The following is a 23,971-nucleotide window of genomic DNA, read 5'->3' on the forward strand; positions in this document are numbered from 1 at the left end:
GTCTGGGAGCCGGGCGGGCAGCGGCTCTTCGNNCTCTTCGCGATCTCCTACAACGACGGCGGGAAGTACTCGCTGCGGGTGCTGGACGCCCCGTACCGCGCCCTGCCGGTCCTCACGGTCGATGCCCCCACCAGCGCCACCCGGGGCAAGGACCTGACCCTCAAGGGCACGCTCAAGGCCACGCTGCCGCTGCGCGCCGGGACGGAGGTGACGGTCACCCGCACCGACGCCGAGTCCCCTGGCAGCAAGTACCTGGGCAAGGCGAAGACCGACTCACGGGGCGCGTTCAGTTTCAAGAACGCGCCGCCGTCGGGCGGCAAGGTGAAGTACACCGTCGCGTACAAGGGAGATGCCGACCGTGCCGCGGTCAGCAAGTCCGACACGGTGTCCGTCTCCCGCGCCAAGCCCGCCCTGAAGCTCGACCGCGCGGGCAAGGTGTACGCGTACAACAGCAAGGTCGCCTTCACCGCGAACCTCGGCAAGACGTACAAGAACCGTACGGTCAAGCTGTACTACGACGCCGCGGGCGACGGGCGGGGCAAGATCCATCTGCGGACCGCCAAGGTCAACTCCCGTGGCAACCTCTCCGCGACCGTCACCCTCAAGCGGGACACCACCGTCTCCGCCGTCTTCGACGGTGACACACGGACGTCCGCCCGCACCGTGACGAGCCGGGTGGGCACCAAGGTCAAGCTGAGCACCTGGATCACCCAGCACTACCGGACCGGTTCCCTCAGCGGCAGGACGTACCACTACGTCCGCAAGAACAAGGCGCCCCTGTTCCACACGGCGATGACCTACAACAAGAACCGCAAGTACCGGTTCGACGTGCAGGTCTGGTTCGACGGCCGCTGGAACTCGGCCGGCCCTGAGTACTTCGCCCTCGGCACGTCGGGCAGGTCGACCCTGGACATGGGCAAGCCCGGACGGGCGGGCTACAAGCTGCGGGTGCGCAGCGTGTACGTGGACGGCGCCTACGGCGACTCCGTGAACGCCGGCACCGTCAGCACCTGGAAGTACATCTACACCACCAACTGACCTGCCCACGCGTGCGGATGAGGTGGACATCGCATGTGCGGCGTCCGCCCTGGCGGGATGACTCCCCCAGCGCACGGCCTGTCGACCCTCCCACGCGCGCGGCCGAGGCCCCGACCGGACCCGCTCCGGCCGGGGCCTTCCCGCGCGCGTGGGCCGTGCGGGACGGGCGGGCGGGCCCGCCGACGCGGAAGAGGCTGATGGGTTCCGGCCGTCGGCCGATGCGATCCGGACAAGCCGGGGGTGGCGGGCCGCGAGCGGACGGCTGGGGGGAACCGGACGCGGCCGAAACGCGTTCTTCCTCGTAACGGCTGTCCCTGGGCACAACCGGGCGACGCGGACTCCGGCGCGGTCGAGCGAGGGCGGAAACCTCGCGACAGCGGGCGTCCGGATCGCGTACAAAGGCGGGACGAAGGCATCAGGGCAGTCACGGCAAGGCAGTGACGCGGCTGTGCGGCGGTGCCGCACACGACTGTTCGGGGGTGGGTGCGTGAAGTTCGACATGGGTAGTACGACGCTGGGCGACCTCGGCAAGTCCACGACAGGGTCGAGTGACGACCTGGGGACGCTGATCCGGCAGCTCATCGCGGCGGCCGACCCGCTGGAAGGCAAGTTCAACGGCGCGGGCAAGGCGGCCTTCGACTCGTTCAAGGCACGCGCGGACGAGATCACCGCCGCGCTGAACGGCTCGCTCGGGGCGATCCTCGGCGGCCAGGGCGGTATGGAGACCGCGTTCGGCACAGGTGACCAGGAGCAGGAGAGCAACGCCCAGCAGAACATGGGCTCCGCGAACTTCGACGCCGCCCGCTTCGGCGCGCGCTGACCCAGCAGGAGTTGACGATGGGACAGAATCTCGACCGCCGGTCCTACGACACGGGGGCGTCCTCCGAGGTCCAGGGCGGCTTGCAGGGGATCATCGCGCAGCTGGAGCGGGTCCTGGGCGACCGGGACACCGCGGTCAAGGCCGCCATGGCCGAGTTCCAGGCCGACGGGGTCTCCGACGAATACCACGGCAAGGAAGTCCGCTGGAACAAGGCGGCCAACGAGGTGCGGGAGATCATCCGCCTCGTCCGCGGCACGCTGGAACAGAACGACGGCACCGCGCAGTCGACACTGGCCAAGGCCAAGGCCGCGGTCGACGCCATCGGCTGACACACGGCTGGACGGGGGCTGATTCATGACCGGATGGGACATCTCTCCGACCGGGGTCAAGGGCGTACTGGAGAAGACGGGTACGGCCGCCGAAGGGCTCGGCAAGGCGGGCACGACCCTTCAGACGGCGGTACCGGCCGCGGCGAAGGCGGCCGGCACCCTCAGCATGGGCGGGGGTGGCGGCGAGAGCGAGGGTCAGGGTCTCGTCGCGGTCGCCCTCAGCCAGTTCATGACGGCGCACACCGAGCGGCTCCAGAAGATCGGCGCCCGCGCCTCCGCCTCCCTGAACGGCGCCGCCAACGCGACCAACGCCTACCTCACCGGCGACCTGGAGCAGGCGGCCAACGCCCAGCGCGAGGCCCTCAAGGAACCCAAGATCGACCTCCCGGGCCAGGGCCCGCCCCCGGGCCACCCGGCTGCCTACCACGCCGGTACCGGGTAGCGAGCACACTGCGGAGCGGCACGCGGCACTGACCGGCACGGGCACGGGGGTCTGTGGTGAATGGCGGGGCGATCAATCCGGGGACGATTCCTCAGTTCACGGGGGATCTGGGGGAGTTGGAGGCGCAGCGGGGGCTGCTTCATGGGGCTGCGGGGCAGTTCCGTGATGCGGGTGCGGATGTGCATGCGCGTTTTCAGGGGTTGTCGGCGTTCTACACGGCGCCGGAGGCGGAGCGGTTGTTCGCGACGACGGGTCCGGTGAAGTCGGAGTCGGATGTGTTCGCGGATCAGCTGGAGTCGGTGACGACGGCGTTGTCGGAGTACGCGGCGGAGGTCCGTCCGATCGAGGCGCGGCTGAAGCAGTTGAAGGCGGATGCGACGGCTTTTGTGTCCGGGATCAGTGGTGACAAGCACTGGAAGGACGACGGGGACAAGGTCGAGGAGAACAACGACCTGGTGAAGGATGTGAACGCGGCGGTGGCGGCGTTCTGGGAGGCGGAGCGGGCCTGCGCGAACAAGATCACGGCGCTGGTGTGCGGGACGCATTTCATCGCGGACGACGGCACGGGCAAGTCGAACATGTACGGGTTCAGTGAGAAGGACCTGGACGGTACGGAGGAGCTGCCGTGGGGTTCGCAGGTGGAGGAGTCCCGCCGCTGGTGGGAGGTCCATCATCATGTGGGGTCGTTCCTGAAGGGTGTGTTCGTCGACGGCCTGTGGGGGACGATCCGGGGTCTGGGGACGCTGGTCGGGGTCGACGGGTGGGACGCGGCGGGCCAGGCGTGGACGGGCCTGGCGAAGGTCGTCACCGGTCTGGCGATCACCGTCACGCCGGTGCTGGGGACGGTGTTCTGGACGTTGCCGGAGGAGAAGCTGCCGGGGTGGTTCCGTGAGTCGCGGACGGCGGTGAAGGAGACCGGCAAGGCGTTGGTGGCGTGGGACGAGTGGGGGAAGAATCCGGCGCGGGCGGCGGGTGCGACGACGTTCAACGTGGTGACGACGGTGTTCACGGGTGGTGCGGGCGCGGCGGCGAAGACGGGCTCGGTCGCGAAGGTGATCTCCGCCCTCGGCAAGACGGGCCGCCTCCTGGACCCGGTGACCTATATCGCGAAGGGCGGCAAGGTAGTCACCGTGAAGGTCGGTGATCTCCTGGCGGGTCTGCGGAACGTGGACGCGGGCGCCCGGATCAACATCCCCGAACCCGCGACCCCGGCCCCGGTGGCAGGCGCCGACGACGCGGCACGCGCAGGCACAGGCCCGGACCCTTCCCACACGGTGCGGTTGCCGGACGACGCGAACGGCAGCCCGCAGTACCTCGACACGAACACCGGCCAACTCCTGGACGCGGCGGGCAACCCGAAGCCGGACGTGATGCCGCGCGATGTGACCAACCCGGACCGCTCGGGTGCGGAGGTCCCGCCGGTGCGGTCGGAGACCCCGGTCCAGGTGGGCGCACGGGAGCCGGCGCTGGTGGGCGCGGGACCGGTGGCGGGGACCATCGACAACGCGGCGGGCGGCGCACCGGGCGGGGTGACCCCGGGTGCGACGACCCCGGGTGCCGGTACGCCTGGTGGGGTGACGCCGGGTGGTGGTGCTGTTCCGGGGGCGGTGACGCCGGGTGGGGGTGCGGTCCCGGGCGGCGGAGGGCTGGACGGCCTGCCGGGCGGCGGGGCGAACAACCTCCCGGGTGGCGGTGCGGGCCAGCTTCCCGGCGGCGGCGCGGGCCAGCTCCCGGGCGGCGCGGTGGACAACCTCCCGGGCGGAGGCGCGAACAACATGCCCTCCAACAGCCACATCGACAGCCCGGCCAATGGCCGAGGGAGCTACGCAGAGCCAGGAACAGGGGCCGGTTCCACTCCTGATGTGACCCACAGTGGCGGAAGTCATTCTCCTGGGGAGGGGCCGCCCCTGCCCCACCAGGGGTCAGGTCCTGACCAGGGTGGCGGTGGGCGCGATCACCAGGCTCCTGGTTCCGCGGCCACGCCGGAGGACGCACTGCCCCCCACGGTACGTGTAGGGGAGGACGGCACTCCCCCGCCAGCGGGTGCGGGAGAAAAACTCTTGGACCAGATCGACCCCACAGGTCCAAGGGCCACGGTGGTCGACGGGTTCATCACGCATGTCGATGGTCGGCCGGTTGCCCAGTTCCTTGAAGAACTGTCGCGCTCTCGCTCCTCGGAGTATTTGCTGGCCAAGGAGAACAAAACATTTCCCAGGGCCCAGACCGGTGCCTGCGTGGGTGCTGTGATGGATCTGCGTACAGGGACTGTTATCGAGGGGATCAATGGTCCTTCCTCGCTGAGGATTCCAGTGGAGGAGCTGCACCCTGCTCTCCTGGACCGGTTCCGCCGACTGGAAGCTCATCCGTTGCATGAATCGCTCGACAACCCGCTCGGCCACGCGGAAGTCAAGGCCGTCAACGAACTGCTGTGGATGCGAACCCGCCAGGGTCTCTCTGCTGATGCCTCCGTCATACGGGAGATGCGTGCTTCGGTAGAATTTCCGTTCCTCAAGCACAAGGAAACGGGACTTCGGGGCCGTGGGGCGCCCTTCTGCTGGAACTGCGCGAACATGCTTGAGGGTCTGCCCAGCAGCCACGGACGATACAATGGATACCCTCCGAGTGACGAGAATTGGACGCCCTGATGACTGTGCCGGACATGATCGACATCGATGGTCCCGATGTGGACATGGATGACGGTTTGCGTCTCTTCTACAAAGGTGAGCTGTACACGGGCGAAGTGGTGGAATACCTCGGTGACGCGTTGGTCAGTCAGGAGACCTATGCGGAAGGTCGGCCCAATGGTCGCACTCGGCAGTGGTACGAGGACGGTGTGTTGCGGGCCGAGGGTACTCACACCGGAGGTCGTCTCAAAGGGGAGTTCAAGGAATGGCACCCCAACGGAGTTCTGAAGTGCAGGCAGCTCAACAGTGAGAACGGGATGTCGGTACTGGAGGACGACCGCTGGGACGAGGACGGGCAGCAGATCCAGGCGCGTCGGTACTCGTCTCACGGGTGATGGCCCACGGTCCGGCGAGTTCACCTGGTTCGGGTGCAGTGACGAACGCGGGTTCGCGACTCCGGAATTGATCGACGGTAGGGGATCTGGTGGGCTGACTGGGAAGGCATACCTCTGATGAGCCGGCCCCAATGGCCTCCCGCCGGGGATACGCGTGGCCTCGATGCCGTCGGGCTCGATCTCAGTAGGGCGGATCTTTCCGGACGTGACTTCGGTGAAGCGTGGTTCACCGGTGCCACGATGCGCGAGGTCAGGCTTGTCGGTGCGGAGTTGTACCGGGCGGACATGCAGGGGGCGGATCTGCGGGGCGCCGATCTCACGTCGGCCTCGCTGGTGCGGGTCAACCTCGATGACGCCGTGCTGATCGGTGCGGTGCTCGACGGCGCGGATCTGGTGAAGGCGTCGCTCTACGGTGCGGACGCGACGGACGCGCGCTGTCGGGGCACACGTTTCCAGGGGTCTTCCCTTCTGAACGTGGACTTCCGCGGTGCGGATCTGACGGACGCGGTCGTCGTGGAGAACTCCTTCAAGGTGCGGGTGGATTCCCGTACCGTGGTGAAGGGGCTGACGGGGTCGGTTTTCGGGCCGGTCGAGTTCGTCACCGACGCGGGGTTCCGGGAGATCGCCGGGCAGGAACTCGCGCGGTGGATCGCCGAGCGCGGGGGAAACGTGCGCGTGCTGTCCTGACGGGGTGCCACAGGCCGATCCGGGCGGTCGGACGACGGGGAGCGGGAGATGGCGGCGCAGGACTACGACAGTCAGTTGCTGGAGTCCGTGGTGATCCGGCGGCGGCGGATGCGGGACGCCCTGCTGTTCGGGGCGGAGCGGTACCGGCGGGCCGCCGACGAGCGGGTGGGCAAGGTGCTCGCCGGGCTCGTCATCGCCGCCGTGCTCTGTGCCGGCTGCGTGGGCTGGTCGTTCGTCGTGAACCGGCTGCTGGAGGACGACAAGTCCAAGTCCCAAGGCCCTGCTGTCGTCTCCGTCGTCGACGAGGGACCGTACGGCCTTCGTCACGGCTCCGGGAGCGGTGCTTCCGGGGCCCCTGGTACGGGCGTTGCCCGGTGATAGGTTCGGTCGCGTGGTGAGCGGGGGAACGAGAAGCCGTACCGTCCTGAGCAGGGTCACCCTGGTCGGTGAACGACGGCGCATGGATCTGGTGCTGCCGTCCCAGGAACCCATCGGACGGCTGCTGCCCGATGTCATCAGACTGCTCGACGACCGGGTGGCGAGCCAGCCGCAACTGCGGCATCTGGTGACCGCCGACGGTTCAGTCCTCGCCCAGGACAGCACCCTGGAGGACGCGGGCGTGCCGGACGGCGCGGTGCTGCGGCTGGTCCGCGTCCAGGACGCGCCCTCCGCCCCGGTCGTCCATGACGTCACCGACGAGGTCGCCGAGGATCTCGACGTACGGGCCTGGCGCTGGCGTCCCGCCGCGCGGCGGGCGACCGCCGGAGCGGGACTGGTCGGCTGGGCCCTGGCCGCCGGGCTTCTCGCCCGTGGCGCCTTCGACGCCCGGACGGTCGCCACCGCCCTGCTCGCCACGGCCGCCGTCACCGGTGGCGGCGGGGCGATAGCCGGACGGCGCGGCAAGGCGGGCCTCGCGACCGCGCTGCTCGCCGTCACGGGAGCCGTCGCCGTCCTCGGTGCGTGGACCCTCGCCGACGCCCAGGGCTGGGACGGCACCGCACGGCTCGCGGTGGTCGCCGTGGCCGTCGTCGTCTCCCTCGCGCTGCTCGGTCTCTTCACCCCGCTGGGGCGCGGCGGACTCGTCGGTGCCGCCGCGACCCTGGTGATGACGACGGTGTGGGAGGTCGTCGCCGCCACCCAGGACGGCGCACTGACCGTCACCCAGCAGGCCCGCACCGGAGCCGTTCTCGCGGTGGTGTCCGTGGTCGTCCTCGGACTGCTGCCCCGGCTCGCGCTGTCCGCCGCAGGTCTGACCGGTCTGGACGACCGCCGCTCCCGTGGCGCGTCCGTCAGCCGCTACCAGGTGTCCACCGCGCTCGGCGCCACCCACCGGGGCCTCGCGCTGGCGACCGTCGTCGTCGCGGTGTCCGCCGCGGCGGCCGGGGTGCTGGCGCTGCGCGATCCGAACGTCTGGACCGTGCTGCTGGCAGTCGACACCGCGCTGGTGCTCTGGCTGCGGGCACGGGCCTTCCCGCTCGTCGCCGAGGTCGTGGTGCTGCTGCTCGCCGGCGGAGCCGTCGCGCTGCGCGCGGTGCTGGTGTGGAGCGGGAACGCGGGGGCCGAGGGCCCCCTCGCGGTGCTGGTGGTGCTCGCGGTCCTGCCGCTGCTGGCCCTCGCCGTCCAGCCCCCGGAGGACGTCCGGGTACGGCTGCGCAGGGCCGGTGACACCGCCGAGTCCTTCGGTGTGATCGCCCTGGTGCCGCTGCTCATCGGGGCGTTCGGGGTGTACGGGGATCTGCTCGACACGTTCGCGTGAGGGAGGTGGCCCCCGGGGGCCACGGGCCCGCTGACCGTAGAGGCACGGCGGTCGGCGGCCCGGACAGCTCAGACAGTTCGTGCAGGCGTGTGGTTCGCCCCAGGGGGTGCGGTGTTGTGGAACGGAACGACTGGCAGGCGGGCGTGCTGGGTGAGTTGGGCGCTCTGACCTCGTCGAAGAAGCCGGGAGCGCGGCCGGGCGGGGACACCCCGGCCACGGCGGCGCGGCCCGGGGGGCCCGCGGGGACCGCTCCGGCCACTCCACCCGACGCCACACCGTCCACCCCCGCGTCAGCGACCCCTGCGCCATCCAGCCCCGGGTCGTCTGCCCCTGCGTCGGCTACTCCCGGGTTGTCTGTACCCGGGGCGTCCACGCCTGCCGCTTCGCCCACCACCGCGCCGACCACCGCGCCTTCGTCCGGTGCCTCGCCCGGTTCCCCGGCCGGACCCGGCGAGGGCCGCTCCGGGCAGCAGCCGCCGCCCAGCGCGACCCAGACCGCTCCCGTGGCGGGCGCCCCCGCACCCCGTACCGCCCCGGAACCCGGTACCGCCCACGCCGCGCCTGGCCCCGCCCTTGCCGGGCCGGGTGCCGCGACAGCCGGGCCGGTCGCCCCCGCCGCCGGACCCCCGGTCGGTGCCCTTGGTAGCGCGACTCCCCCCGTCTCCGCCGCTTCCCCCGCTTCCGCGAGCCCCACCGGCCCGTCCGTCCCGTCCGGCCCCGCCGGTACCCCCGCCCGCGCCGGACACCCCACCGCCCAGCCGTACGCCCCCGGTGCCCCCGGCGCGTATGCCGCCGCCCCGTTCACGGGTACCGCCACCCGTAGCTCCGGCGGCACCCGGCCCGACGGGCCCCTGCCCGGCGGGGTGCGTCCCGGTTCCGCCCCGGGCCCCGACACCGTCCCCGTACTGGGCGCCGGGGCGAAGAGCGCCCGGCTCCGGCACGGCGACCCGGTGCTGCGCCGGGTGCTCCGGCTGGCGCAGCACGCGTTCGGGAGTTCCGCCGCGCGGGCCGTGGCCGAGAGCACGGAACTCGTCGCCCAGGTGCAGCAGCCCGTCACCACCGGGCGGCAGATCGTCGTCACCAGCATCCGGGGCGGCGCCGGGAAGACCACGGTGACCGCCCTGCTCAGCCGTACGTTCAACCACTTCCGGCACGACCCGGTGCTCACCCTGGAGGCCGATGCCGCGCTCGGTACCCTCCCCGCCCGGCTCGGCGTCGACCAGTTGCGCTGGACGTGCACCGACCTCGTCCAGATCCTGCGCCCGTCGATGCAGCTCACCGACGTCACCGGCTATCTCGTACCGCTCACCGACGGCGGCTGGCTGCTGCCCGGCAGCCAGGGCCGGATCGGTGCCCGGATCGACATCGCCACCTACCGCACGGTGATGGTCGCGCTGCGCCGCTACTTCGGGGTGACCCTCGTGGACTGCGAGACCCTGCCCGGCGAGGTCGCCCGTACCGCGCTGGACACCGCCCAGGCCCGGGTGCTCGTCACCCCCGCGACCACCGAGGGCGTCGCGTCGACCGGCGCGGTCCTGGACTGGCTCGGCTCCCTGCCGGTGGCCGTCCTGCCACGCACCGTCGTCGTACTGACCGCCACGAGTCCCGACGCCTCCCTGGACGCGGGCGCCGCCGCCGAGGCGCTGGCCCGCAGCGGGGTGGGCGTCGTCGTCCTGCCCTACGACCGTCATCTGGCGTCCGGCGGGGTCATCCGCACCGACCATCTCGGCGCGGCCACCCGGCAGGCGGCGACCCGGCTTGCCGCCGAGGTGATGCAACGCGCGGTCGGTGCGCGGTGACCCAGCAGCTCGTCCACCGGCCGGCCCGCAGCTCCCGGCCCCTGCCGCCGCCCGCGAACCGGGTCGTCGAGGCCCCGCCGAACCTTCCCGAGGGCAAGATCGGCGGCGCCGCGACCGCGCTGCTGCCGATGGCCGGGGTGATGGGCTCGGTCGTGATGATGACGGTCATCCGCAACAGCCGGTTCGCCGCCGTCGGCGCGATCGTGCTGGTCTTCGCGCTGCTCGGCGCCGTCGCCCTGTTCTGGTCCCAGCGCGGCAAGGCGCAGCGCACCCGCAGTACCCAGCGCGAGCGCTATCTGGAGTACCTGGAGGAGCAGCGCGAGGAACTGGGCGTCGTGGAGCGCAAGCTCCGTGGCCAGGCCCGGCGGCTCAATCCGCCGCCGCAGGCCCTGTACGACATCGTGCGGGACCCGGCCCGGCTGTGGGAGCGGCGCCGTACCGACCCGGACTTCCTGCGGGTACGCCTCGGCACCGGTGAGGTCGCCCTCCAGGACCTGACGCTCGGCCAGAACCCCGGCGGGGTCCTCGCCCCGCCCGACCGTTTCATGCTGAACGAGGCGGGCGCCCTGCTGTCCCGCTTCACCCGGGCCCGGGACTTCCCGCTGACCGTTCCGCTGGACCGCGCCGGGAACATCAGCGTCGTCGGTGACCGCGAGGGTGTGCTGCGGGTGGCGCGGGCGCTGCTCACGCACACCGCCGTGCTGCACGCCCCCGAGGACGTGTCGCTGGCCCTCGGGGTGCCGGGGGAGCGGCTCGCGGACGACTGGGAGTGGGCCAAGTGGCTTCCCCATGTCCTGGACACCCAGGAGCAGGACGGCCCGGTGGCCGTGCGCCGGATCGCCCCGAGCATGCCGCAGCTCGCCGTGGTGCTCGGCGGGGAACTGCGCCGCCGCGCGTCCTACGCGGCCGAGGTCCGCCGGGGGCTGTCCGACCGTAACGCGCTGCGGATGGCGAGCCGCATGCTGGTGGTCAGCGACGAGTACGGCGGCAACGCCGTCGAACTGCCCGTTCCCGACTCGGCGGTGGGCCTCGCCGACATGAACGTCACCGTGCTGCATCTGCTCGCCGAGCAGGTCCACGAGCCCGACGAGGTGTCCGTACGGATCACCGTCGACGGTGAGCACGTCACGGTGGAGGATCTGCGGGTGGTGCCCGACCCGACGTCCGCCGCGCCCGAGGCCCGGCCCGACGAGGGCACCTCGGACGCGCTGGGGGTGCCCGGCGCGGAGGGCCTCGCCCGGATGATGGCGCCGCTGCGGCTGTCCGCCGAGTCCGTCGCGGACGGCACCCCGGTCTCCGGGCCCGTCGACTTCCCCGCCCTGATCGGCGTCACCGATCCCGCCGCCCTCGACCTGGACCGGCTGTGGGCGCCGCGCGGGGAACGCGACTTCCTGCGGGTACCGATCGGACTGGACGACCGGCACGGGCCCGTCCTGCTCGACCTCAAGGAGTCCTCCCAGCTGGGGATGGGCCCGCACGGACTGTGCGTCGGCGCGACCGGCTCCGGCAAGAGCGAACTGCTGCGCACCCTCGTCCTCGCGCTGGTCGCCACCCACTCGCCGGAACAGCTGGCGATGGTCCTCGTCGACTACAAGGGCGGCGCGACCTTCGCGCCGTTCGCCGAACTCCCCCATGTCGCGGGCGTGATCACCAACCTGGAGAACCAGGCGGGGCTCGTCGAACGCGTCCACACCTCCCTCGCGGGCGAGGTCAAGCGCCGTCAGCAGGTCCTCAAGGACGCGGGCAACGTCGCCGACATCGGCCACTACGCCGCGCTGCGCGCCGAACGCCGTCCCGATCTGGAGCCGCTGCCGCATCTGTTCGTCGTCATCGACGAGTTCGGTGAACTGCTCACCGCGAAGCCCGACTTCATCGACCTGTTCCTGTCGATCGGCCGGATCGGGCGCTCCATCGGCGTCCATCTGCTGCTGTCCAGCCAGCGCATCGAGGGCGGCAAGCTCAAGGGCCTCGACACCTATCTGTCGTACCGGCTCGGGCTGCGGACGTTCTCCCCCGACGAGTCGCGGACCGTCCTCGACACCACCGACGCGTTCCATCTGCCGCCGCTGCCCGGCTTCGGCTACCTCAAGGTCGACACCTCCGCGTACACACGCTTCAAGGCCGGTTACGTCTCCGGGCGTTACCGGGGCGCGCTGCTGGACAAGACCGAGGAAGAGGGCCCGCTGGCCCTCGCCTATCCCACGTACAACACCCTCGCCGACAGCGCGGGCGGCGCCGAGGGACCGGGCGCCGAGGACAGCAGACCCGCCGCCACCGTCCGGGAGACCGGCCCGACCGTGCTGTCCGTGATGGTCGACCAGCTCAAGGGCGCCGCTCCGCCCGCCCGCCGTATCTGGCTGCCGCCGCTGCCCGACGCGCTGTCCCTGGACACCGCCGCCGGTCCGCTCGGCGCCGATGAGCACGGGATGCGGCTCGGTGACCGGCGCGGTGCCCCCATGAAGGTCCCGCTGGGCGTCCTGGACGCCCCCGCCCGGCAGTGGCGCGGCCCCTGGGAACTGGATCTGACCGTGGCGGGCGGGCACACCGCCGTGATCGGCGGCCCCCAGTCCGGCAAGACGACGCTGCTGCGCACCCTCGCCCTGTCCCTCGCGCTCACCCACACCCCCCGCGACGTCGCGGTCTACGGACTGGACCTGGCCGGTGGCGGGCTCGCCGCGCTCGCCGGGCTGCCGCACGTCGGCGGGGTCGCCGGCCGCGCCGACCAGGAGCGGGTGGCCCGCACGGTCGCGGAGGTACGGAACATGCTCGCCGCCCGGGAGCAGCTCTTCCGCGAGCACGGCATCGACTCCGTCGACCAGCTCCGGCGGCTGCGCGCCCAGGGCCGGATCGGTGAGCTCCCCGCGACCGACGTGGTGCTCCTGATCGACGGATACGGGGCCCTGCGCGAGGAGTTCTCCTCCATCGACGACGCGGTGAACGACATCCTCCGGCGCGGCGGCGGCTACGGCATCCATGTGGTCGCGGGCATGCTGCGCTGGAACGATGTCCGGATCGCGGGCCAGTCGATGTTCGGTACGCGGGTCGAGCTGCGGCTCAACGACCCCTCCGACTCGGGGATCGACCGGAAGCTGTCCGAGACGATCCCGACGGACGCCCCGGGCCGCGTGCTCACCGACCAGAAGCTGTTCGCTCAGGTCGCGCTGCCCCGTATCGACGGCGGCACGGGCGACGACGGCGACGGGGACACCGTGGGCGACCCGGGCGCCGCGCTGGAGGACGCCGTCGCCACGATCCGCGCCACCTGGCACGGCGACCTCGCGCCGCCCGTCCGGGTGCTGCCCACCCGGCTGTCGTCCGCGAAGCTGCCCGCCGCGCACAGCGAACCCCGCCGCACCCCGATCGGGGTCGACCAGGACGCGCTGGCACCCGTCCTCCTCGACCTGTTCGCCCAGGACCAGCATCTGCTGATCCTCGGTGACAACGAGTGCGGCAAGACGAACCTGCTGAAGCTGATCGCCGCCGGGCTGATCGCCCGCCACGCGGACGACGAGCTGGTCTTCGCCGTGTTCGACCCCCGGCGGGGACTGCGCGCGGTGGTCCCCGAGCCGTACCGGGGCGGCTACGCCCACAACGCCCGGATCTCCGCCGCGCTGGCCTCGGGCATCGCCAAGGAACTCGACAAACGGCTCCCGGACGAGGGCATCGACCCCGACGCGCCCGCCGACGGCCCGTCCTTCACGGGCCCGAGGATCGTGATCCTCGTCGACGACTACGACATCCTGACCACCGCCGGACAGCAGCCGCTCGCGCCCTTCCTGCCGTATGTCTCCTCCGCCCAGGACATCGGCCTGCACTTCGTGGTCGCCCGCCGGGTCGCCGGGTCCTCCCGGGCCCTGTACGAGCCGTTCCTGACGACCCTGCGGGAATCAGGGACGGCGGCCCTGGTGATGACCGGCGACCGTTCCGAGGGCCAGCTCTTCCCCGGTCTCTACGCGAGCCCCCAGCCGCCCGGCCGGGGCACCCTGGTCCGGCGCGGACGCCCCCATCAGCTGATCCAGACCGCCCTGGCCGCCGCCGACGACGAGACGGACGACTCATGACCGACGCGCACCCGGTGACCCCCGCGCCCCCCGCCCCCGTGCACCCGGCCCTTGTGCACCTGGACCTCGCGCGTCCGGGCCTTGTGCACCTGGACTTTGCGCACCTGGACCTAGCGCGTCCGGACCTGGTGCACCCCGATCCCCCGCCCCTCGATCCCCCGCACCCCGGCCCTGGGCACCCCGGACCCGGGCATCGCCGCCCCGGGCGTCCCGGCCCCCGGACCCGTGAGCACACCGCACGGCGGGCCGCCGTATGACCAAGGACGTCATCGCGCTCACCCCGAAGATGCCCGACGCGCTGTCCCTGCTGGTGGGACTGCACGCGGGCGGTCCCGGTACGGAGGTGACGGCCACCGCCGACGGCGCCGTGGTCCAGCTCCTCGGCTCGGGCGGCCGTCCGCTGGTGTCCGTGGAGTCACCGCTCCTGGTCCAGGTACCGGGCGAGATCGAGCGACTGCTCGGGGCGGAGAGCGCGGCCCAGGCCCCCGTACCGGTGTGGTGGACGGAGACCCGTGCCTCCAGCGCGGTGCCCGAGGCCGAGCGGCTCGCCGGTTCGGTCGTCGGACGGCTCACCCATCTGCTCGGCGGCACCGTGTGGCCGCCCGGCGCGGGCACGATCGGCGTGGTGCCGGTGGAGAGCGATCCCGGTGACGGGACCGACCAGACGGCCGTGATCGTCGCCGAGGACGCGCTGCCTGCGGTCGACGTGGTCACCGAGTCGACGGTGGTCGTGCTCGCGGACCGGCCCGTCGTCCCGCTGACCGCCTGGCTCTCCGAGGTGCTGCGCACCACCGCGGCACAGGACTCCGCGCTCCAGATCGTCACCCCCGCCCACTGCCGCCTCAGCCACCATCTGCGGACCGCGCTGACCGGCGCGCCCAACCGCTGGGTCGTCCAGCACCCCGACTGCGGCTACTACGACGGGCTGACCGGTGCCGTGCTGGGCTGGCAGCACGGCACCTTCGCCGTCGTCACCGACGAGTCCGGTCAGGGCACCGTCGCCGAGCCGTACCGGCCGTCCGGCCCCACCGGCGAACACCAGCTCACCGTCTCCTTCCGCACGGCGTACCCGCCGGAAGGGGAACTGCTGCTCGGCCGCTCCCTGGAGCTGGCCTGGCGGACCCTCACCGGTGCGCCCCCGGCCGGCTGGGGAACCGCCGAGCCGGTCAATCTGCCGTGGTCACCCCGTCAGCTCACCGATCTGGCGCGCGGCCGGGTGCCAGAGCCGACCCTGATCACGGCGGTCGGCAGCCCCGACCGGCCCGCTCTGGCGACGGTACGGATCACTCGGACGACGGCGGGCGTCGAGGAGAACGTCACCCTCACCATCGGCTACGGCGAAGGGGAACGGGTCCCCCTGGACGCCGTGCGGACCCTGGCCGGGGCCCTGGCGGACGGGGAGCACGGGCTGATCTCCCTGCTGGCGACCCTCGGTCCGGCCCGCCGTGACCTCACCGCGCCCCCGGTCTTCGAGGCGCCGCCCGTACCGCTGTCCTTCACCCTCGGCGCCGAGGGTGTCCTGGAGACCACACTCACCCACGCCCGTCGGCCCCCGCTCACCCTGCGCCCCGTGCAACTGGGACCGGAGGCCAGGCCGGCACTGCACTATCCCCTGGGCGACGGCACCCACGCGGAGGCATGGAACACCCTGGACGTGCTGCTGACCCATCTGCGACGACGGGCGGCGGTCTGAGCCGGTCGGCCGTACCCCCACCAGTTCGCCAGCAGGTGTCAGGCGCCCGACCGCGCCACCGTCACCACCGCCAGGCAGCAGGCAGGCACCGCACCGCACAGGCCGCCGCGTCGCCGGGGCGCCACGTCTCCGGGTACCGCAGAGCATGTTCCACGTGAAACACCCATCCGGCGACGTTTCACGTGGAACACGACGGTTTCACGTGGAACATGACGAGGGGCGGCCACCCTCGCGGGGTGACCGCCCATCGTCGGAGCCGGAGCCGGAGCCGGAGCCGGAGCCGGAGCCGGAGCCGGAGCCGGAGTCGTGGTCGCTGGAGCCGCGGGAGCTGGAGCCCGGGTCCCGGTGCCGCCGCTACTCCCGGTCCTGCGGGTCGCCCTCGGCGTCCAGCTGTGCCTGCTTGGCCTCCACCTCGGGGTCGAGGGCATCCGGGGAACCGTCGACGGCGTTCAGCGTGCCGCCCGACTCGGGTACCTCCGTCGCGGCGGGCGGCTCGACCAGCCAGTCCGGGTTGGCCTGCTTGTCCCACCACTTCCACGCGGCGAAGGCGCCACCCGCCAGCACGCCGAGGATCAGCACCCCCTTGACGGCACGTCCGGCACGGGCCCGGCGCTCATGCCTGCGGACCAGCTTGCGCACCTCGTCGGCGCTGACCTGTCCGCGCAGCGCGGCGATCGCCGCCGCCCCACGGGAAGCCGCCTCGTCCCGTACGGGTCCGGCGGCGGCCACCGCGTGCTCGATCCGCGGCCGGGAGTACTCCGCGGCCTGCCGGGCCGCCTTGCGGGTGCGCAGGGCGGCCTCCTGGGCGGCGTGGTCGACCTTCGGCGGTACATGGGTACGGGCCTGCTCGATCACGGGTGCGAGATGGGCGCCGTACTGGACACGGGCCTGCTCGGCGGCCTGCTGCGCGGCATGCGACACCTTGGGTGCCAGCCGTACGCGGGCCTCGGTCGCGTACTGTGCGGCCCGGTCCTTGGCGGTGTCGGCGTAGGGCGCCACCACTTCCGCGGCGTGCAGCACGCTGTCCTTCGCCGAACCGGTCGCGGCGCGCACGCTGTCGATGCGGGTCACGGGAACCTCCTCCTCGGTGGCGTACGTAATGCCTGGGGCGTCGTCCCCCACACACACACAAAGTCACCGTTCACCTTTCCACCCTTTTTGCGATCATGCCTGCCGTACCACGCGACAGCATGTGAGGAAAGGCATCCGGGTCACACCGGTGGCGGGTGCCGGGCCGGGGAAAGGGGGTGCGGCCGGGGCAGAACCGACCGCCGCACGACGCGCCCTCCCGGTCGTGCGAGGATCGGAGGGTCACAGAGGACAACGGAAGGCAGATCGTGGCCGAGCAGCTTTACGCCACCCTGAAGACCAACCAAGGCGACATCGTGTTGAGGCTCCTGCCCGACCACGCGCCGGAGACGGTCAAGAACTTCGTCGAGCTCGCCCAGGGGCAGCGGGAGTGGGTCCACCCGGAGACGGGCAAGCGGTCGACCGACCGGCTGTACGACGGCACGGTCTTCCACCGGGTCATCCCCGGGTTCATGCTCCAGGGCGGGGACCCGCTGGGGAACGGCACCGGTGGCCCGGGCTACCAGTTCAAGGACGAGTTCCACCCCGACCTCCAGTTCGACCGCCCCTACCTGCTGGCCATGGCCAACGCGGGTCCGGGCACCAACGGCTCCCAGTTCTTCATCACGGTCGAGCCGACGGCGTGGCTGAACCGCAAGCACACCATCTTCGGTGAGGTCGTGGACGACGCCAGCCAGAAGGTCGTGGACGCGATCGCGGGTACGCAGACCAACCCGCGTACCGACCGTCCCGTCAACGACGTGGTCATCGAGTCGGTCGTCGTCGAGAAGCGCTGAACCGGTACAGCCGCCGTCGCTGCCGCCGACCGGTACCGGGGCCCCGCCCCGTACCCGTCCGGCGGTGAGCCGGGGAACAAACCGCCCCGCCCATCCGTCAAGGAGGGCGGGGCAGTGCGTTGGCCGTGCGACCCCCGGGGCCGTGTTCCCGACCGGGGCGCGCGGGTCGGGCGTATGCCTTCGGACGAGTGGGAATGAGGGGACCATGGACCAGGCGCCAGGCGGACCGCACGGGACTCAGGGCCCGCAGGGCGCACCGAGCCTGCCCACCTGCTACCGGCATCCGGACCGTGAGACGGGCATCCGCTGCACCCGCTGCGAGCGGCCGATATGCCCGGAGTGCATGATCAGCGCGTCGGTCGGGTTCCAGTGCCCCGAGTGTGTACGCGACGGATCGGGCACCGGGCACGCCCCCACGGCCAACCAGCCCCGCACCCTCACGGGCGGTTCCCTCGTCAAGGACCCCCGGCTGATCACGAAGATCCTCATCGCGGTCAATCTCTTCGTCTTCGTCGCGATCCAGATCGACAGCCGTCTGGTGAACGATCTGGTGCTGCTCGGGGCCTGGCCCCCGGCCCCGTACCCCGTCACGGAAGGTGTCGCGGACGGTCAGTGGTACCGGCTGGTGACGTCGATGTTCGCGCACCAGGAGGTGTGGCACATCGCGTTCAACATGCTCAGCCTGTGGTGGCTGGGCGGTCCGCTGGAGGCGGCCTTCGGCCGGAGCCGGTATCTCGCGCTGTATCTGCTCTCCGGTCTCGCGGGCGGCGCCCTCACGTATGTGCTGGTCGACCCCACCTCCGCCTCGCTGGGCGCGTCCGGCGCGGTCTACGGCCTCTTCGGTGCCACAGCGGTGCTCGTGAAGCGGCTCAACTACGACATGCGCCCGGTGATCGCGCTTCTCGCGATCAATATGATCTTCACCTTCACCATGCCGGGTATCGCCTGGCAGGCCCATGTCGGCGGTCTGATCGCCGGTCTGGCCATCGCCTACGCCATGGTGCACGCCCCGCGCGAGCGGCGGCCGCTGGTCCAGTGGGGAACCTGTGCGGCGGTACTGCTGGTCGTGGTGGGCACCGTGCTCGTCCGCTCGCTCACGCTGCTCTGAGACCGGGCCGACCGGGCACCGCACGGCCCTGACGCACAACTCCACCCGATGGTTGTCCACAGCGTGTGGCGGATCTTGTGCATGGCGTGGGGAACGTCTGTGCCCCTGGTCCCCGACCTGGGTTTCCCCAGCCAGGGCAAGGGGCGAACACGTTTTCGGATACCGGTACGCCAGTCACATCGGCGTCAACCCGCGAGGAGTTATCCACAGATCGTCTGACCTTTTCCCCAGTGTGGAAAAGTTCTGTGGATAACTCAGGGAACAGCTCGGGGCAGAGGTCTCCCACGGGCCCGCGAGGGAACTGCCGGACCCGTCCTCCGACGCCCTCCGGGCAGCCCGAGAAGCCCCATGACCGGGGATGGATCGGTGCCTGGCCAGGGGCTGCGGGTGCGGAGACTAGCGGGAGGTCACTTCCACTGCGTGGAGACACCGAAGCCCGCAGCGATGAAGCCGAAGCCGACGACGATGTTCCAGTTCGCGAGTGCGTCGATCGGGAGATCGCCGTCCGTGACGTAGAAGACGACGATCCAGGCCAGGCCGATGAAGAACATCGCCAGCATCAGCGGAGCGACCCAGCTCCGGTTGCTCAGCTTGATCGCCGTCGTCTCCTTCGACGGCGGCGGCGTGTAGTCGGCCTTCTTGCGGATACGTGACTTCGGCACGAGGGGCTCTCCTGTCGATGCGCTGCGTGGCCGCGCTTGGACTCGGCGGGCTCGGGGGCAGCGTACAAGCGGAACTGCTAGGGGAAACCGATCGCTCCCCCGGGCGTCCGTTAGCGTAGTGCTTCCTCGGCGCCGTAAGGAGTAAGGGTACGTTGAGCAATTCTGCCGACTCCCCCGGTCTGCGCACCAGTCCCGCTCGTCAGAAGCGTCTGCGACCGGTGCGAATCCTCACCGCGGGCGTCTTCGCGCTCGCCGGACTCCTCTTCGTGACCAGCTTCAACACCGCCAAGGGCACCAATATCCGCACCGACGCCTCCATGCTGAAACTCTCCGACCTGATCCAGGAGCGCAGCGGCAGGAACGGGGAGCTGGAGGAGTCCAACGGCGTCCTGCGCGACGACGTCGAGACCCTCACCAAGAACGGCCACGGCGGTGCGACCAGGACCGAGGAGGACCGGCTGAAGGCGCTGGAGGCCCAGGCCGGTACCCAGGAGCTGCGCGGCAAGGCCCTCACCGTCACCCTCGACGACGCCCCGCCGGACGCCACCCCCAAGCTGCCCGGCTACCCCGACCCGCAGCCCGACGACCTGGTCATCCACCAGCAGGACCTCCAGGCCGTGGTGAACGCGCTCTGGCAGGGCGGCGCCGACGGCATCCGGGTCATGGACCAGCGGCTGATCTCCACCAGCGCGGTCCGCTGCGTGGGCAACACCCTGATCCTCCAGGGCCGGGTCTACTCACCGCCCTACAAGATCACCGCGGTCGGCGACCCCGCCAAGCTCAAGCGGGCCCTCAGCTCGGCCCCCTCGATCCAGAACTACATGCTGTACGTGAACGTCTACGGCCTGGGCTGGAAAGTGAACGACGACGGGATGACGACCCTCCCCGGCTACGCGGGCACGGTGGACCTTCACCAGGCGAAGCCGGTGGGCTAGGGGCTCTGTCGGGCCCGCCCCGGAACCGGATCGGTTCAGGGTCCCTTCGCTGTGACGCACATCCCCCGGCTCTGTTTCACGTGGAACAAGCCCGTGGTCCAGGGCGCGGACACCGAGCCGCTCGGACGGGGGTTTGCACGGCAACACCCCCTAACCCGAGTCCCGTCCCCGTACTCTGGTTGACGCATACAACACCGACGGCGAGTAGGGACGGCATGTACGGCTGGATCTGGCGGCATCTGCCGGGAAACGCGTTGATCAAGGCGATGCTGTCCCTGATCCTCGCCCTGGCGGTCGTGTACGTGCTGTTCCAGTACGTGTTCCCGTGGGCCGAGCCCCTGCTCCCCTTCAACGACGTGACCGTCGACGAGGGAAGGGCCCCCACCCAGTGAGCGCGCGGATTCTGGTTGTCGACAACTACGACAGCTTCGTCTTCAACCTCGTCCAGTACCTCTACCAGCTCGGTGCCGAGTGCGAGGTGCTGCGCAACGACGAGGTCTCCACCTCCCATGCCCAGGACGGGTTCGACGGTGTGCTGCTGTCACCCGGTCCGGGCACCCCGGAGCAGGCCGGCGTGTGTATCGACATGGTCCGGCACTGCGCCGCGACCGGGGTGCCCGTCTTCGGGGTCTGTCTCGGGATGCAGTCGATGGCCGTCGCGTACGGCGGTGTCGTGGACCGGGCCCCCGAGCTGCTGCACGGCAAGACCTCACCGGTCGAGCACGCCGGGCAGGGCGTCTTCGCCGGACTTCCCTCGCCGTTCACCGCGACCCGCTACCACTCGCTCGCCGCCGAGCCCGCGACCGTGCCCGATGTGCTGGAGGTCACGGCCCGCACCCACGACGGCATCATCATGGGACTGCGCCACCGCGAACTTCCCGTCGAGGGTGTGCAGTTCCACCCCGAGTCGGTGCTCACCGAGCACGGCCACCGGATGCTCGCCAACTGGCTGACGGTCTGCGGGGACAGCGGTGCCGTGGACAGATCGGCCGGGCTGGCCCCGGTCGTGGGCAGGGCCAGCGCGTGACCGCGGTACGCCCCGAGCGGGATTCCGGCCCGGGAGCCGCGGACCCGCCGGACACCGGCGACCCCGGTGCCGTCCACGGGGACGGCCGGTACGGCGGACCGTACGAGGTGCCCCGTACGGGGTCCTACGAGGCGGCCTACGAGGTGCCGGGGGCGTTCGAGGCGGCCGTGCGGGGGCTCGCCGATCCGCTGAGCGATCCGCTGCCGGACCTGGGCGGCCCGCCCGGCCAGCCGCCGCCCGCCACGGGCGAGTGGTACGACCCCCAGGGCTACGCCCGCGACTGGTACGGCGGACCCGGACCGGACGGATACCCGCCGCAGCGGCCCGGACCGGACGGGTATCCCCCGCAGCGGCCCGCCCCCGCCCAGGACATCCCGTACGGATACGTGGACCACCCCGTCGACCCGGCACCCCCGTCGCACGGCGGCCCCGCCCCGTACCCCACCCCGGGCCACGGCACCCCGGGCCCGGCCACCCCGCGTCACGGCACCCCGCGTCACCCCGGCCCGGCCCCCGCCCCGGCCGGCCCCACCGCCTCCGCTCCCGCAGCGACCGGCCCCGCGGCGACCGGCCCCGCCCCCGCTCCCGTAGACGGGACCGGCCGCCCCGGGCCCGCCGCGCGAATAGCGGGACCCGGCCCCCTCCCGGCGGAGGTCCCCGCACCGCACACCGCCCCCTTCCGTCCGTACGACGGCGTTGCCCCCGGCGGGCACCGGGCGGGCCCCCGGAGCGGTGGCCCCGGTCCCGAACGCCCCTTCGAAGGCCGTACCGCCCGCCACAGGGCCGCGGAACGCGACCCGGGTGACGTACAGAGCACCGTGGTCCTCCCGGCCGTCTCCGGGGCACCTGACGGCTTCGCCGGACCCCGCTGGGACGACGGGCGCGACCCCGGCGCCCACGACCGGTCCGCCCACCGCGCGCCCCGCCACCGGGACCCGCACGTCCCGGCCCCCTACGACGCCGCCCCGTACGACGGCCACGGGTCCCACGACGAGTACGACGAGGACGGCGAGCACGACGAGTACGACCGGTACGGCGACCGGGCCGCCTACGACGACGACCCCGACTCCCACGGGCCCGCCCCGCTCTCCCGGGTGGAGGCCCGGCGCGCGGCACGGGCGCGGAAGCCGACCGCCGGTGTCGTCGTCAGCCGGGCGCTGGGGGAGTTGTTCATCACCGTCGGTGTGCTGATGCTGCTGTTCGTCACGTACCAGCTCTGGTGGACGAACATCCGGGCCCAGCAGCAGGCGAACGGCGCCGCCAACCAGATCCAGGAGGACTGGGCCAAGGGCAAGCGCGCCCCCGGGTCGTTCGAGCCCGGCCAGGGCTTCGCGATCATGCACATCCCGGCCCTGGACGTGGTCGTGCCCGTCGCCGAGGGCATAGACAAGAAGAGCGTCCTCGACCGCGGGCTGGTCGGCCACTACGCCGAGGGCAGCCTCAAGACCGCGATGCCGGAGGCGAAGTCGGGCAACTTCGCGGTCGCGGGCCACCGCAACACCCATGGCGAGCCGTTCCGGTACATCAACCGGCTGAAGCCCGGTGACCCGATCGTGATCGAGACCCAGGACACCTACTTCGTCTACAAGATGGCGAGCATCCTGCCGCAGACCCCGCCGAGCAACGTCTCCGTCCTCGAACCGATTCCGCCCGGGTCGGGCTTCACCGGACCGGGCCGTTACCTCACACTGACCACGTGCACACCCGAGTTCACCAGCAAGTACCGGATGATCGTGTGGGGCAAGATGGCCGAGGAGCGGCCGCGTTCCGAGGGGAAGCCGGACGCCCTCGTCGGCTGAGCCGCACGGACCGTACGGACAGACAGGGCACGATGCAGTGGTGACGACGACCGAGCACGACGAGCGGCCGGACACGGCTCCGGTCACGCCGGGACAGCGGCGGGGGCGCGGCAGGGCCGCCGCCGCCGTCAGCGTCTTCGGTGAACTCCTGATCACGGCCGGGCTGGTGCTCGGTCTGTTCGTCGCGTACTCGCTGTGGTGGACCAACGTCCTCGCCGACCGGGAGGCCGACAAGCAGGGCGACAAGGTCCGTGACACCTGGGCCGGTGACGGGCCCGCCGGACCCGGCGGACCGGGCGCGCTGGACACCAAGGACGGCATCGGCTTCCTGCATGTCCCGACGATGAACGGCGACGACGAGATCCTGATCAAGAAGGGGACGGCGACCGGCCTCCTCAACGACGGGGTCGCGGGCTACTACACCAAGCCGGTGAGGTCGGCGCTCCCGCAGGACCCCAAGGGCAACTTCTCGCTCGCCGCGCACCGGGACGGCCACGGCGCCAAGTTCCATGACATCCACAAGATCAGGAACGGCGATCCGATCGTCTTCGAGTCCAAGGACACCTGGTACGTCTACAAGGTGTACTCGGTGCTGCCCGAGACCTCGAAGTACAACGTGAAGGTCCTCGACCCCGTGCCCAAGGAGTCCGGCGCCAAGAAGGCCGGACGGTACATCACGCTCACCACGTGCACCCCGGTGTACACATCCACCTACCGGTACGTGGTCTGGGGCGAGATGGTCCGCACCGAGAAGGTCGACGAGGACCGGACACCCCCGAAGGAACTGCGCTGACGCCCTGAGCGGCACGTACAGGCAACCGGCCACCGGCACGTACGGCCTGCGGACCCGCCCGTACAGCAGAAGGTCCCGGCCCCCCGTCGAGCGGGGGACCGGGACCTTCTGCGATGCGCTGGACGGACCGGACCGGAC

At 71.5% G+C, this 23,971-nt stretch carries 20 protein-coding genes; 18 read left to right on the top strand and 2 right to left on the bottom strand.

Translation table 11 applies throughout. The annotated features are described in order from the left end of the window. The first annotated feature begins 1,525 nt into the window (after positions 1 to 1,525). The 11 genes from AB852_RS01130 to AB852_RS01180 all read left to right on the top strand — a co-directional run bounded on the left by AB852_RS01130 (position 1,526) and on the right by AB852_RS01180 (position 15,644). Positions 1,526 to 1,858 carry a hypothetical protein gene (locus AB852_RS01130; protein WP_073782663.1) on the top strand — a complete coding sequence of 111 codons (333 nt, stop codon included), beginning with the start codon at positions 1,526 to 1,528 and terminating at the stop codon, positions 1,856 to 1,858. A gap of 17 nt (positions 1,859 to 1,875) precedes the next feature. Beyond that, a complete protein-coding gene (locus AB852_RS01135; RefSeq protein WP_073782665.1) occupies positions 1,876 to 2,187 on the top strand; it encodes a pore-forming ESAT-6 family protein in 312 nt (103 codons plus the stop codon). 25 nt (positions 2,188 to 2,212) lie between these two features. Continuing rightward, positions 2,213 to 2,629, top strand: a complete 417-nt coding sequence (locus tag AB852_RS01140) for a DUF6507 family protein (RefSeq protein ID WP_073782667.1) — start codon at positions 2,213 to 2,215, stop codon at positions 2,627 to 2,629. A gap of 179 nt (positions 2,630 to 2,808) precedes the next feature. Further along, on the top strand, positions 2,809 to 5,274 hold the full coding sequence (locus AB852_RS01145; RefSeq protein ID WP_143201160.1) for a YwqJ-related putative deaminase: 2,466 nt from the start codon (positions 2,809 to 2,811) through the stop codon (positions 5,272 to 5,274). A 14-nt stretch (positions 5,275 to 5,288) separates the two neighbouring features. Further along, positions 5,289 to 5,648: a toxin-antitoxin system YwqK family antitoxin gene (locus AB852_RS01150; protein WP_107499152.1), complete on the top strand. Its 360-nt coding sequence runs from the start codon at positions 5,289 to 5,291 to the stop codon at positions 5,646 to 5,648. A 117-nt stretch (positions 5,649 to 5,765) separates the two neighbouring features. After that, positions 5,766 to 6,335 (top strand): pentapeptide repeat-containing protein, encoded by a 570-nt coding sequence (locus tag AB852_RS01155; RefSeq protein ID WP_073782671.1) that lies wholly within the window; start codon positions 5,766 to 5,768, stop codon positions 6,333 to 6,335. Positions 6,336 to 6,383: 48 nt separating this feature from the next. Next, entirely contained in the window at positions 6,384 to 6,713 is a 330-nt protein-coding gene (locus AB852_RS40405) for a hypothetical protein (protein WP_073782673.1), read from the top strand. Between the two features lie 13 nt (positions 6,714 to 6,726). Next, complete coding sequence (gene eccD, locus AB852_RS01165; protein WP_073782675.1) at positions 6,727 to 8,091, top strand: type VII secretion integral membrane protein EccD; 1,365 nt, start codon at positions 6,727 to 6,729, stop codon at positions 8,089 to 8,091. Positions 8,092 to 8,954: 863 nt separating this feature from the next. After that, positions 8,955 to 9,890 (top strand): MinD/ParA family ATP-binding protein, encoded by a 936-nt coding sequence (locus AB852_RS01170; protein ID WP_073785217.1) that lies wholly within the window; start codon positions 8,955 to 8,957, stop codon positions 9,888 to 9,890. Beyond that, on the top strand, positions 9,887 to 13,951 hold the full coding sequence (gene eccCa, locus AB852_RS01175) for a type VII secretion protein EccCa (RefSeq protein ID WP_073782677.1): 4,065 nt from the start codon (positions 9,887 to 9,889) through the stop codon (positions 13,949 to 13,951). The genes AB852_RS01170 and eccCa overlap by 4 nt, the downstream gene beginning before the upstream one ends. Positions 13,952 to 14,204: 253 nt before the next feature. Continuing rightward, the gene (locus tag AB852_RS01180; RefSeq protein ID WP_073782679.1) at positions 14,205 to 15,644 is read left to right on the top strand and encodes a DUF6177 family protein; all 1,440 of its coding nucleotides are present in this window, start codon (positions 14,205 to 14,207) and stop codon (positions 15,642 to 15,644) included. 354 nt (positions 15,645 to 15,998) lie between these two features. On the opposite strand, the gene AB852_RS01190 is transcribed toward AB852_RS01180, so the two are convergent. Next, a complete protein-coding gene (locus tag AB852_RS01190) occupies positions 15,999 to 16,715 on the bottom strand; it encodes a DUF5324 family protein (RefSeq protein WP_073782683.1) in 717 nt (238 codons plus the stop codon). Between the two features lie 266 nt (positions 16,716 to 16,981). Here AB852_RS01190 and AB852_RS01195 point away from each other — a divergent pair, with 266 nt between their 5' ends. After that, a complete protein-coding gene (locus AB852_RS01195; RefSeq protein WP_073782685.1) occupies positions 16,982 to 17,509 on the top strand; it encodes a peptidylprolyl isomerase in 528 nt (175 codons plus the stop codon). A gap of 205 nt (positions 17,510 to 17,714) precedes the next feature. Continuing rightward, positions 17,715 to 18,617, top strand: coding sequence for a rhomboid family intramembrane serine protease (locus AB852_RS01200; RefSeq protein ID WP_073782687.1), 903 nt, complete (start codon positions 17,715 to 17,717; stop codon positions 18,615 to 18,617). 407 nt (positions 18,618 to 19,024) lie between these two features. On the opposite strand, the gene crgA is transcribed toward AB852_RS01200, so the two are convergent. Then, positions 19,025 to 19,279 (bottom strand): cell division protein CrgA, encoded by a 255-nt coding sequence (gene crgA / locus AB852_RS01205; protein WP_073782690.1) that lies wholly within the window; start codon positions 19,277 to 19,279, stop codon positions 19,025 to 19,027. 152 nt (positions 19,280 to 19,431) lie between these two features. Here crgA and AB852_RS01210 point away from each other — a divergent pair, with 152 nt between their 5' ends. From AB852_RS01210 to AB852_RS01225, 5 genes are all read left to right on the top strand, one after another. Continuing rightward, positions 19,432 to 20,214, top strand: a complete 783-nt coding sequence (locus AB852_RS01210; RefSeq protein WP_073782692.1) for a DUF881 domain-containing protein — start codon at positions 19,432 to 19,434, stop codon at positions 20,212 to 20,214. Between the two features lie 215 nt (positions 20,215 to 20,429). After that, complete coding sequence (locus AB852_RS38295) at positions 20,430 to 20,606, top strand: hypothetical protein (protein WP_099281593.1); 177 nt, start codon at positions 20,430 to 20,432, stop codon at positions 20,604 to 20,606. Then, positions 20,603 to 21,241 (top strand): aminodeoxychorismate/anthranilate synthase component II, encoded by a 639-nt coding sequence (locus AB852_RS01215; RefSeq protein ID WP_073782694.1) that lies wholly within the window; start codon positions 20,603 to 20,605, stop codon positions 21,239 to 21,241. Before AB852_RS38295 ends, AB852_RS01215 begins: the two co-directional genes overlap by 4 nt. Next, on the top strand, positions 21,238 to 23,040 hold the full coding sequence (locus AB852_RS41590; protein WP_073782696.1) for a class E sortase: 1,803 nt from the start codon (positions 21,238 to 21,240) through the stop codon (positions 23,038 to 23,040). Before AB852_RS01215 ends, AB852_RS41590 begins: the two co-directional genes overlap by 4 nt. Before the next feature lie 37 nt (positions 23,041 to 23,077). Continuing rightward, positions 23,078 to 23,833 (top strand): class E sortase, encoded by a 756-nt coding sequence (locus AB852_RS01225; RefSeq protein ID WP_107499100.1) that lies wholly within the window; start codon positions 23,078 to 23,080, stop codon positions 23,831 to 23,833. Positions 23,834 to 23,971 lie beyond the last annotated feature (138 nt).

The organism is Streptomyces uncialis, assembly GCF_001905345.1.
In the GTDB taxonomy this organism is placed as follows: Bacteria; Actinomycetota; Actinomycetes; order Streptomycetales; family Streptomycetaceae; genus Streptomyces; species Streptomyces uncialis.